This window comes from Pseudomonas endophytica, assembly GCF_001411475.1.
Lineage (GTDB): Bacteria > Pseudomonadota > Gammaproteobacteria > Pseudomonadales > Pseudomonadaceae > Aquipseudomonas > Aquipseudomonas endophytica.
Genome location: NZ_LLWH01000036.1, coordinates 1 through 10,734, shown reverse-complemented (window position 1 = coordinate 10,734; position 10,734 = coordinate 1). Strand labels below are relative to the sequence as shown.

Genomic DNA, 10,734 nt, shown 5'->3' with positions numbered 1-10,734 from the left:
GCGGGTTGTCGGGAAGGCTGGGGGTGGATGGGGTGATGCTGGTTAGCCGTTGTCTGACCGCTGTCCCGTACAATCATCGCCGCTCACTCAATGAATTTAGCTCAAGGGCATACACGGGGCCTGAACAGCAGTGTTCAGGTCCCCGGTACTGGAGAAAGAAAGCATGAGCAACTGGTTGGTAGATAAGCTAATTCCTTCGATCATGCGTTCCGAGGTCAAAAAGAGCTCGGTACCTGAAGGCCTGTGGCACAAGTGCCCGTCTTGTGACGCAGTGCTTTATCGTCCAGAGCTGGAAAAAACCCTGGACGTCTGCCCTAAATGCAATCACCACATGCGTATTGGCGCACGCGCACGCATCAACATCTTCTTGGATGCTGAGGGCCGCAACGAGCTGGGTGCTGATCTGGAGCCTGTTGACCGTCTGAAGTTTCGCGACAGTAAAAAGTACAAAGACCGTATTGTGGGTGCGCAGAAAGATACGGGTGAGAAAGATGCACTGGTGTCTATGAGCGGCACCCTGTTGGGTATGCCGATTGTGGTGTCGGCGTTTGAGTTCTCTTTCATGGGCGGCTCGATGGGCGCCATCGTTGGTGAGCGTTTCGTACGTGCCGCCAACTACGCCTTAGAACATCGCTGCCCAATGGTCTGCTTCTCAGCCTCTGGCGGGGCACGCATGCAAGAAGCGCTGATCTCTCTGATGCAGATGGCTAAGACCTCTGCGGTGCTGGCGCGTCTGCGCGAAGAAGGTATTCCGTATATTTCGGTGTTGACAGACCCGGTTTACGGAGGTGTTTCGGCCAGTTTGGCAATGTTGGGTGACGTGATTGTCGGTGAGCCAAAAGCGCTGATCGGTTTCGCCGGCCCACGTGTCATTGAGCAGACCGTTCGTGAAAAGTTGCCAGAAGGCTTCCAGCGCAGCGAGTTCCTGTTGGAGCACGGCGCCATTGACTTGATCATTTCCCGTCAAGAGCTGCGTCCGCGTTTGGGCAACCTACTGGCACAAATGATGGGCCTGCCAACACCTGAATTTGTTGCTGCGCCAGTCGAGCCGATTGTTGTCCCACCGGCTCCTGCAAACCTATGACCCAGCGCACCCTTGGCGAGTGGCTCGCCTATCTTGAACAGTTGCATCCAGCGGCCATCGATATGGGGCTGGATCGCGCACGAGAGGTAACGATCCGCATGGGCTTACAAAAGCCTGCGCCTCGGGTGGTGACAGTCACTGGCACTAACGGCAAAGGTTCGACCTGTGCATTTATTGCCTCGTTACTGCGCGCGCAAGGGCTCAAGGTCGGGGTTTATAGCTCGCCTCACTTGTTGCGTTATAACGAGCGCGTGCAGATCGACGGTGTTGAAGTTTCGGACCAACAACTGTGCGAAGCCTTCGAGGCATTGAACGCAGGGCGTGGCGAAACCTCTCTGACGTACTTTGAAATGGGCACGCTGGCCGCTTTCTGGTTATTCGAGCGTGCTCAACTTGACGTAGCGGTGTTAGAGGTTGGGCTGGGTGGGCGGCTGGATGCAGTCAACTTGGTTGACGCTGACTTGGCGTTGGTCACCAGCATTGGTGTGGACCACGTGGAGTACTTGGGTAATACCCGTGAATCTGTGGCCTATGAAAAAGCCGGGATTTTTCGCCAAGGTAAGCCCGCTTTGTGTGGCGACCTTGATCCGCCTCAGCCGTTGCTCGACAAGGCCAAGGCGTTAGGTTGCCCATTGTTTATTCGCGGGCGCGACTTTAGCGTGACCCTTTCTCAAGCGGTGTGGCATTGGCAGGGTCGCGACGCAAAGAAGCAAACGCTAGAGCTGCGTGACGTACCCTTGCTGGATTTGCCGATGGAAAACGCGGCACTGGCGCTTCAGGCTTATGCGTTAATGTCATTGCCGTGGCAGCCCGAGCGTATTGTTGAGGCGCTGTTGGCGACGCAAGTCACCGGCCGCTTAGACCGTCGCCACGTTAATTGGCGCGGTAAAACCCTTAATTTACTGCTGGATGTAGGGCATAACGGCCATGCAGCCAACTATTTGCTCAAGCGTCTGCAGCAGCGCCCGTTAGCGGGCAAGCGGCTGGCGGTGTTTGGTCTGCTGGCTGACAAAGATCTGGATGCCGTGGTAGAGCAACTGGCCGGTGTTGTAGAGCATTGGGCGGTTGCGCCCCTTAATACCGGGCGCACACGCCCTGCGCTAGAGTTGCAAGCTGCGCTGCAAGGGTTGGGCGCATCGGTTACTCCGTACGACAGTGTGGATGCAGCTCTTGAGGCGCAATGCGATCGTGCAACGCCACAAGATGAGATCCTGTTGTTCGGGTCATTTTATTGTGTCGCTCAGGCGCTTGAATGGCTGGAGCGGCATGCCAAGGAGGAGGCGGTCAATGGCATTGCTAGATAAGGTCTTCAAGCAACGGATGGTCGGCGCGCTGGTATTGATCGCGTTGGCGGTGATTTTTCTGCCCATGCTCTTCTCGCGCGAGGATGAGCAGCGTCAGATTCAGGTCGACGCGCCGACGGCGCCGCAGGTGCCTGCTATGCCTCAAGTTCAGGTAGAGCCTGTGCCGGTGCCTGAGCCGCAAGTTATTGAGCAAGAGCCAGCGCCGCCGGATGAGCCACAAGAGGTTGCGCCGCAAAAACCGGTTGTTGCGCCTGCCGCCCCGGTTGCAAGCAAGCCAGCAGTAGCGCCTAAGACGCCTGCAGTTACTCCGGCGCAGACGGTGGCACAGCCGCCAGCTAAGCTCGATACCGCGCAAAAGCGTGTCGACCCTAACGGGCTACCGATCAGTTGGTCGATTCAGTTGGTGAGTTTGTCCAACCGTGCAAGTGCCGACACTTTGCAGAAAAACCTTCGTAATCAAGGCTATAACGCCTATATCCGTACCTCGGGTGGGATGAATCGGGTTTTTGTGGGCCCCTTGTTGGAGCGCGCAGAGGCAGAGCGCATGCGTGATGTGCTCGACAAACAACAGAATCTCAGAGGTTTTGTCGTGCGTTTCCAGCCCGAGCGTGGGTAAGCGCATAAAAAGGTTGTAACTGATAGCCAATGCACTGATAAATCGCCTGACTTGAGAGGCGGCGCTCTGCTAAAATGCGCCGCCTTAACCGTCTGTAGACTGAACTGTGCCATTTACCTGGGTTGACTGGGCGATCGTTGCAATCATCGCCATTTCCGCTTTGATCAGCTTGAAGCGAGGCTTCGTAAAAGAAGCGCTGTCGCTGTGCACCTGGATCATTGCCGGGGTTGTCGCTTGGATGTTCGGTGGCTCACTGTCGCAGTACTTGGCCGGCTACATCGAAACACCTTCCGCCCGCATCATTGCCGGGTGCACCATCATGTTTGTCGCCACCTTGTTGGTAGGCGCAATGATCAACTTTCTTATCGGCGAACTGATTCGCGTCACCGGCTTGTCCGGGACCGATCGTTTTCTCGGCATGGTCTTCGGTGCTGCGCGTGGCGCATTGCTGGTGGTCGTGGGAGTAGGGCTCTTAAGCCTAGGGCCGGTGCAGCAAGACTCATGGTGGCAGGAGTCTAGGCTCATGCCACAATTTCTATTGGTTGCCGATTGGTCGAAAAATCTCATTTTGGGATGGAGTAGCCAATGGTTAGCCAGCGGTGTCAGCGTACCCGCTGATTTACCGTTCAAGGAGCACCTCTTGCCGGCTACCCAGCCCAAGTGAGTGGTGTTCAGTTCAGATCTATTAAGTAGGGGTTGCGTCGCATGTGTGGCATCGTCGGTATCGTCGGTAAGTCGAACGTCAATCAGGCGCTGTATGACGCGCTAACCGTCCTCCAGCACCGCGGCCAGGATGCTGCCGGTATTGTAACCAGCCATAATGGCCGGTTATTTCTGCGCAAGGACAACGGGTTGGTGCGTGATGTGTTTCATCAGCGCCACATGCAGCGCTTGGTTGGTCACGTGGGCATCGGTCATGTGCGCTATCCAACGGCAGGCAGCTCGACTTCAGCTGAGGCTCAGCCGTTTTACGTCAACTCGCCATATGGCATCACCTTGGCGCACAACGGCAACCTGACCAACGTTGAACAACTGGCCAAGGAGATTTACGAATCTGACTTGCGTCACGTCAACACCAACTCTGACTCGGAAGTGCTGCTCAACGTCTTCGCCCATGAATTGGCGCAGCGCGGTAAGTTGCAGCCAACCGAAGAAGATGTGTTTGCCGCAGTCACTGATGTGCACAACCGCTGCCGAGGTGGTTATGCCGTGGTCGCGATGATCACCGGCTACGGTATTGTCGGTTTCCGTGACCCTAACGGTATTCGTCCAATCGTCTTCGGTCAGCGTCATACCGATGAAGGTGTCGAGTACATGATCGCGTCCGAAAGCGTGTCGCTCGACGTGCTGGGCTTCACCCTGATCCGCGACTTGGCGCCAGGTGAAGCGGTGTACATCACCGAAGATGGTCAGCTGCATACCCGTCAGTGTGCAGTTAACCCGCAACTGACCCCATGCATCTTTGAGCACGTGTATCTGGCGCGCCCGGACTCGATCATCGACGGCGTTTCGGTCTACAAAGCGCGTCTGCGTATGGGCGAGAAGCTGGCCGAAAAGATCCAGCGCGAGCGTCCTGATCACGACATCGACGTGGTTATTCCGATCCCGGACACAAGCCGTACCGCAGCGCTAGAGTTGGCGAACCACTTGGGCGTCAAGTTCCGTGAAGGCTTCGTTAAAAATCGTTATATCGGTCGTACCTTCATCATGCCGGGCCAGGCCGCACGTAAAAAGTCGGTGCGTCAAAAGCTCAATGCCATTGAGCTTGAGTTCCGTGGCAAGAACGTGATGCTGGTAGATGACTCGATCGTGCGTGGCACCACCTGTAAGCAGATCATTCAGATGGCTCGCGAAGCGGGCGCCAAAAACGTCTACTTCTGCTCAGCAGCGCCGGCGGTGCGTTACCCGAACGTTTACGGCATCGACATGCCGAGCGCGCATGAATTGATCGCTCACAACCGGACCACCCAAGATGTAGCCGATCTGATTGGCGCTGACTGGCTGATCTACCAAGATCTGCCAGACCTGATCGAAGCGGTCGGTGGCGGAAAAATCAAAATCGACAAATTCGATTGCGCCGTGTTTGATGGCAAGTACGTCACGGGCGACATTGATGAAAATTACCTGGACCGTATCGAGCGTGCGCGCAACGATGCCTCTAAGGTAATTGCCCAGGGTGTTGGTGCAACGATAGGCTTGTACAACAACTAAGTTTCAACAAACCGGCCCTAATGGGCCGGTTTGCATTGTTCTTATACAAAGCAATCCATACACAGCAAGGAGTGGGCAGCATGAGTCAGGATTGGGATGCCGGTCGGCTAGACAGCGACCTTGAGGGTGTCGCGTTCGATACCTTGGCTGTGCGTGCTGGCCAGCACCGTACGCCAGAAGGCGAACACGGTGATGCGATGTTCCTGACGTCCAGCTACGTGTTTCGTACCGCTGCCGACGCAGCGGCGCGGTTTTCGGGCGAAGTCGCAGGCAACGTCTATTCGCGCTACACCAACCCCACTGTGCGTGCGTTCGAAGAGCGTATCGCGGCACTGGAAGGTGCTGAGCAAGCCGTCGCCACAGCCACCGGCATGGCCGCCATTTTGTCGGTAGTGATGAGTCTGTGCAGTGCGGGTGATCACGTTTTGGTTTCGCGCAGCGTTTTTGGCTCGACCATTAGTCTGTTCGAAAAATACTTCAAGCGTTTTGGCGTTGAGGTGGATTACGTTCCGCTGGCCGAATTGGCCGGCTGGGACGCGGCTATCAAACCCAACACCAAGTTGTTGTTTGTCGAATCACCTTCCAACCCCTTGGCTGAGTTGGTTGACATCGCCGCCCTGGCAGACATTGCCCACGCTAAAGGCGCGCTGCTAGTAGTGGACAATTGCTTCTGCACGCCAGCCTTGCAGCAGCCGGTCAGGCTGGGGGCGGACATCGTTGTGCATTCGGCCACCAAGTTCATCGACGGTCAAGGCCGCTGCATGGGCGGTGTGGTGGCTGGGCGCAGCGAGCAGATGAAAGAAGTTGTCGGCTTCTTGCGTACTGCTGGCCCAACGCTAAGCCCGTTCAATGCCTGGATCTTCCTTAAAGGTTTAGAAACCCTGAACTTGCGTATGCGCGCCCACTGCGCCAGCGCCCTTACGTTAGCTCAGTGGCTGGAGCAACAGGACGGCGTTGAAAAGGTTCATTACGCAGGGCTTGAGAGCCATCCTCAGCATGCGTTGGCTCAGCGTCAGCAGCGCGGTTTTGGTGCGGTGCTCAGCTTTGAAGTTAAAGGGGGGAAGGAGGGTGCTTGGCGCTTTATCGACGCCACACGCCTGATTTCTATCACGGCTAACTTGGGTGATAGCAAAACAACTATCACTCACCCGGCAACTACTTCCCATGGCCGTCTAGCACCCAAAGAGCGTGAGGCCGCAGGCATTCGCGATAGCCTGATCCGCATCGCAGTAGGCTTGGAAGACGTTGCAGATCTGCAAGCTGACTTGGCGCGAGGCTTAGCCGTACTGTGACCGAATGGGCTCTGCAAGCACCGATTGAAGGCAATGGCCGTGTGGCGCTAGTAACCGGCGCTGCACGAGGCATTGGTCTGGGGATTGCGGCGTGGCTAATCAGTGAAGGCTGGCAAGTAGTGCTGACCGACATTGATCGTGCGCGCGGCTCCAAAGTGGTCAAGGCGCTGGGTGAAAGTGCTTGGTTCGTGGCCATGGATGTGTCGGTCGAAGCCGATGTGATTCAGTGCGTGGCGCAGGTGCTTGGCCAATTTGGTCGTCTTGATGCACTGGTGTCGAACGCTGCGATTGCCGACCCGCACAACATGACCCTTGAGAGCCTCGACCTTGAGCATTGGAACCGCGTATTGGCGGTCAACCTGACCGGGCCATTGCTGTTGGCGAAGCACTGTGCGCCGTATTTGCGGGCGCATTGCGGTTCGATCGTCAACTTGGCGTCCACACGCGCCCGTCAATCGGAGCCGGACACTGAAGCCTATGTGGCCAGCAAGGGCGGGCTGTTGGCATTGACCCACGCACTGGCCATCAGCCTAGGTCCCGAAGTTCGGGTCAACGCTGTCAGCCCGGGCTGGATTGATGCTCGTGACCCGTCGGTGAGGCGCGCAGAGCCGTTAACGGATGCCGATCATGCGCAACATCCGGCAGGTCGTGTAGGCACCGTAGAAGACGTTGCCGCGATGGTTGCCTGGCTTTTGTCACGTAATGCCAGTTTTGTGACCGGGCAAGAGTTTGTGGTTGACGGTGGCATGAGTAAAAAAATGATTTATGGGGAAGAGCAATAGCTGCACGTTGTCAGCGGCAAGTTGCAGCGGTGATGGCGCACAGTTGATTGGCGGCATTTGATCTCACTTGTTGCTTGAAGCGGGCCGCAGTTGTTCGCTGTTTTGAAAAAAACTCAATAATCCCCTTGACTTAGCTTCAATACCTGCGTAAATTTCGCGGCCTCAACGAAGCAAAGGGTGATTAGCTCAGCTGGGAGAGCATCTGCCTTACAAGCAGAGGGTCGGCGGTTCGATCCCGTCATCACCCACCACTTCTTGAGTGTCTCGAAAGAGAAGGTCGCTTTTAACGAAGCAACCAACCGACGCGCAGCGGTAGTTCAGTCGGTTAGAATACCGGCCTGTCACGCCGGGGGTCGCGGGTTCGAGTCCCGTCCGCTGCGCCATATTTGTACAAGTCAGGCTAGCTTGGCTTGCGATCGAAAAGCACCGAAGCTTCTTGATCAACGATTTAAAAGATTCAAACGGACGCAAGTCCGAGCGATACGCAGCGGTAGTTCAGTCGGTTAGAATACCGGCCTGTCACGCCGGGGGTCGCGGGTTCGAGTCCCGTCCGCTGCGCCATATTTGCTCCAGAGCCCTTGAACTCTCTGAAGCTACAAAAAAGCGACCTAAGGGTCGCTTTTTTTTGCCTGCTGGTTTGTCCCAAAACAGGTTGAGCCTTTTGACACGCTAAATGAAGGTGTTCATTGGCAAGCACGTGTTGCGAAGGGGCCGATTGAGCCCCTTGCAGGTTTATGTCCTACAACCAACTCTTGATTTGCGTACAAACGGCTTGAGTCGATATACCGTAGCGGTCGTGCAGCGTCGGCAGCGCGCCTGCATCGAGAAACGCATCCGGCAACGCTATTTGTCTGAACGTTGGTGTAACGCCATTGCGTAACAAGACGGTTGCCACTGCTTCGCCCAATCCACCAATGATGGAGTGGTTTTCTGCAGTTACTACGAGTCGTCCCGACTTTCTGGCCTCCGCCAGAATAGTTTGCTCATCCAAAGGTTTGATAGTGGGGACGTGCAGCACTGCGACATCGACACCGTCAGCCTGAAGCACCTTGGCTGCCTCCAGCGCACGCATGGTCATTAGCCCGGTAGAAATGATTAAAACGTCGTTACCTGTGCGCAACGTTTTGGCTTTGCCGATCTCAAATTTATAGCCGTATTCGTCGAGCACCAGCGGTACGTTGCCCCGCAGTAGTCGCATGTAGACAGGCCCTTGATGCGCGGCAATGGCAGGCACCGCCTGCTCGATTTCTAACGCATCGCAAGGATCTACGATCATCAAATTCGGCATGGCGCGAAAGATCGCCAAATCATCAGTCGCTTGGTGGCTGGGGCCATAGCCGGTGGTCAGCCCTGGTAGGCCGCAGACTATTTTGACGTTAAGGTTTTCTTCGGCAATGGCCATGCAGATGAAGTCATAGGCGCGTCGCGAAGCAAACACCGCGTAAGTGGTCGCGAAGGGCACGAACCCTTCACGAGCCATGCCTGCCGCCGCGCTCATCAGTAACTGCTCAGCCATGCCCATCTGATAGAAGCGTTCTGGATGAGCCTTCGCAAAAATGTGCAGGTCAGTGTACTTGGACAAGTCAGCCGATAATCCCACAATGTCTTGGCGTTGGTCCGCGAGTGCGGCCAATGCGTGGCCAAAGGGCGCGGGCCGGGTGGCCTGGCCCTCGGCGGCAATCGAAGCAATCATCGCGGAGGTTGTGAGCTTTTTCTTCGGCGTTGCTGTTGTGTGGGGTGCATTGCTCATAGGTTTTTACCTTCTTCGAGGGTGTTCAAAGCCACATCCCACTCATGCTCGTCCACGCGAATGAAGTGGTTTTTTTCACGGATTTCCAAGAACGACACCCCTTTGCCCATCTTGGTATCGCAAATGATCACGCGCGGTTGGGCGTCAGTGTGGTTGCGGGCGGCGTCGAACGCTGTGACCAAAGCGTTCAGGTCATTGCCGTCTACCCGCTGAGTGAACCAGCCAAAGGCTTGCCAACGATCAACGATCGGTTCAAATGCCAACACCTCGCTGGAGTGCCCATCGGCTTGCTGATTATTGACGTCGACAATGGCGATCAGGTTGTCCAGTTTCCAGTGTGAAGCGGACATGACCGCTTCCCACGTTGACCCCTCATTCAACTCGCCGTCCGAGAGCAGGTTATAAACGAAAGAGGCGGATTGCTTGCGCTTTAGGGCTAAGCAGGCGCCCACCGCGATGCCTAAGCCTTGGCCCAGCGAACCACCGGTGATTTCCATGCCGGGGGTGTAAGCGGCCATACCGGACATGGGTAGGCGGCTGTCATCCGAGCCGTAGGTTTCAAGCTCCTCCAGTGGAATGATTTGGGCCTCGATCAAGGCGGCATACAACGCGATCGCGTAGTGACCGATAGACAGGTAAAAGCGATCACGCTGTTCCCAGTCGGGATTTTCGGGGGTGTAGTTCAAGGCATGAAAGTACGATACAGCGAGCAAGTCAGCCGCCCCTAGGGCTTGGCCGACATAGCCTTGGCCCTGGACTTGCCCCATGCGCAAGGCATGGCGGCGAATGTTATGGGCGCGCTGTGCCAAGCCGATGGACGACGCGCGAGATGAAGTGGCAGTCATGGATGTTCTCCCTAAATTCAACGATTGACCGAAGCGGCCGGTATGCGCAGCACCAAGCAGGCACCGATGAACAACACACCGGTAATCAGGTACATGCCGATGGCGCTTGAACCGGTCGTGGTAGTGATCCATCCGATCAGGTACGGCGAGCAGAAGCCGGCCAGATTGGCAAAGCTGTTGATGCCAGCGATTCCCGCAGCGGCAGAGACGCCGCCGAGCAACGTGGTCGGCAACATCCAAAACAGAGAGGACGCCGACAACACGCCTGCGGCTGCCAGGCACAGGCTCAACACCGATAACGTCAGGTTGGTGCCAAACACCGCGGCCAATGTGAGGCCGACTGCGCCCGCTAGCATGGGTCCGACCAGATGCCAGCGGCGCTCTTGATGCTTGTCGCCGCTACGGCCCATTAACACCATCGCGACGATGGCGCACAGGTAGGGCAGGCTGGTGAGCAGGCCGATGTGCAGTGGGTCGGCAACCCCGGTATTGCGGATGAGCGTCGGCAGCCAGAAGGTGATCGCGTACTGGCCCATTACCACGCAAAAGTAGATGCACGCCAGCGTCCACAAGCGGCGGTCGCTCAGAAACGCGCCGACCGATGCATGGGTGACTTTGTGGCTGTTGTCCTCGGCCAGCTCCTTGCTGATTAAGGTCTTTTCTTCATCATTCAGCCACGTTGCTTGGTGTACGCCATCTTTGAGATAGGCCAGCACCATTAGGCCAACAATGACGGTTGGAATAGCCTCAATCACAAACATCCACTGCCAGCCCGCCCAACCTTGAACGCCAGCGAACTTCGTCATGATGTAGCCCGAAAGCGGCCCGCCGATCATGCCTGACAGCGGAA

Annotated in this window: 10 protein-coding genes and 3 tRNA genes; 10 read left to right on the top strand and 3 right to left on the bottom strand. The window is 56.4% G+C overall.

Annotated features, from left to right (window positions below; translation table 11 throughout):
* The first annotated feature begins 163 nt into the window (after window positions 1-163).
* From accD to AQS70_RS04220, 10 genes are all read left to right on the top strand, one after another.
* Window positions 164-1,084 (top strand): acetyl-CoA carboxylase, carboxyltransferase subunit beta, encoded by a 921-nt coding sequence (gene accD, locus AQS70_RS04265; RefSeq protein WP_055101680.1) that lies wholly within the window; start codon window positions 164-166, stop codon window positions 1,082-1,084.
* Window positions 1,081-2,388, top strand: a complete 1,308-nt coding sequence (folC, locus tag AQS70_RS04260) for a bifunctional tetrahydrofolate synthase/dihydrofolate synthase (RefSeq protein ID WP_055101679.1) — start codon at window positions 1,081-1,083, stop codon at window positions 2,386-2,388. Before accD ends, folC begins: the two co-directional genes overlap by 4 nt.
* Window positions 2,372-3,004: an SPOR domain-containing protein gene (locus AQS70_RS04255; protein WP_055101678.1), complete on the top strand. Its 633-nt coding sequence runs from the start codon at window positions 2,372-2,374 to the stop codon at window positions 3,002-3,004. The genes folC and AQS70_RS04255 overlap by 17 nt, the downstream gene beginning before the upstream one ends.
* Window positions 3,005-3,110: 106 nt before the next feature.
* Window positions 3,111-3,668, top strand: a complete 558-nt coding sequence (locus AQS70_RS04250; protein ID WP_055101677.1) for a CvpA family protein — start codon at window positions 3,111-3,113, stop codon at window positions 3,666-3,668.
* 41 nt (window positions 3,669-3,709) lie between these two features.
* Window positions 3,710-5,215: an amidophosphoribosyltransferase gene (gene purF, locus AQS70_RS04245; protein ID WP_055101676.1), complete on the top strand. Its 1,506-nt coding sequence runs from the start codon at window positions 3,710-3,712 to the stop codon at window positions 5,213-5,215.
* Window positions 5,216-5,295: 80 nt separating this feature from the next.
* On the top strand, window positions 5,296-6,507 hold the full coding sequence (locus AQS70_RS04240; protein WP_055101675.1) for an O-succinylhomoserine sulfhydrylase: 1,212 nt from the start codon (window positions 5,296-5,298) through the stop codon (window positions 6,505-6,507).
* Complete coding sequence (locus AQS70_RS04235) at window positions 6,504-7,289, top strand: SDR family oxidoreductase (RefSeq protein WP_055101674.1); 786 nt, start codon at window positions 6,504-6,506, stop codon at window positions 7,287-7,289. The genes AQS70_RS04240 and AQS70_RS04235 overlap by 4 nt, the downstream gene beginning before the upstream one ends.
* Before the next feature lie 175 nt (window positions 7,290-7,464).
* Window positions 7,465-7,540 (top strand) — tRNA-Val (locus AQS70_RS04230).
* Window positions 7,541-7,595: 55 nt separating this feature from the next.
* Window positions 7,596-7,672 (top strand) — tRNA-Asp (locus tag AQS70_RS04225).
* A 101-nt stretch (window positions 7,673-7,773) separates the two neighbouring features.
* Window positions 7,774-7,850: transfer RNA gene (locus tag AQS70_RS04220), tRNA-Asp, on the top strand.
* A gap of 178 nt (window positions 7,851-8,028) precedes the next feature.
* Here AQS70_RS04220 and AQS70_RS04215 read toward each other — a convergent pair.
* The 3 genes from AQS70_RS04215 to AQS70_RS04205 form a co-directional block, all read right to left on the bottom strand.
* The gene (locus tag AQS70_RS04215; RefSeq protein WP_055101673.1) at window positions 8,029-9,039 is read right to left on the bottom strand and encodes a transketolase family protein; all 1,011 of its coding nucleotides are present in this window, start codon (window positions 9,037-9,039) and stop codon (window positions 8,029-8,031) included.
* Window positions 9,036-9,884, bottom strand: coding sequence for a transketolase (locus AQS70_RS04210; RefSeq protein WP_055101672.1), 849 nt, complete (start codon window positions 9,882-9,884; stop codon window positions 9,036-9,038). Before AQS70_RS04210 ends, AQS70_RS04215 begins: the two co-directional genes overlap by 4 nt.
* A gap of 17 nt (window positions 9,885-9,901) precedes the next feature.
* A partial coding sequence (locus AQS70_RS04205; RefSeq protein WP_156354996.1) for an MFS transporter occupies window positions 9,902-10,734 on the bottom strand: 833 nt, incomplete at its 5' end.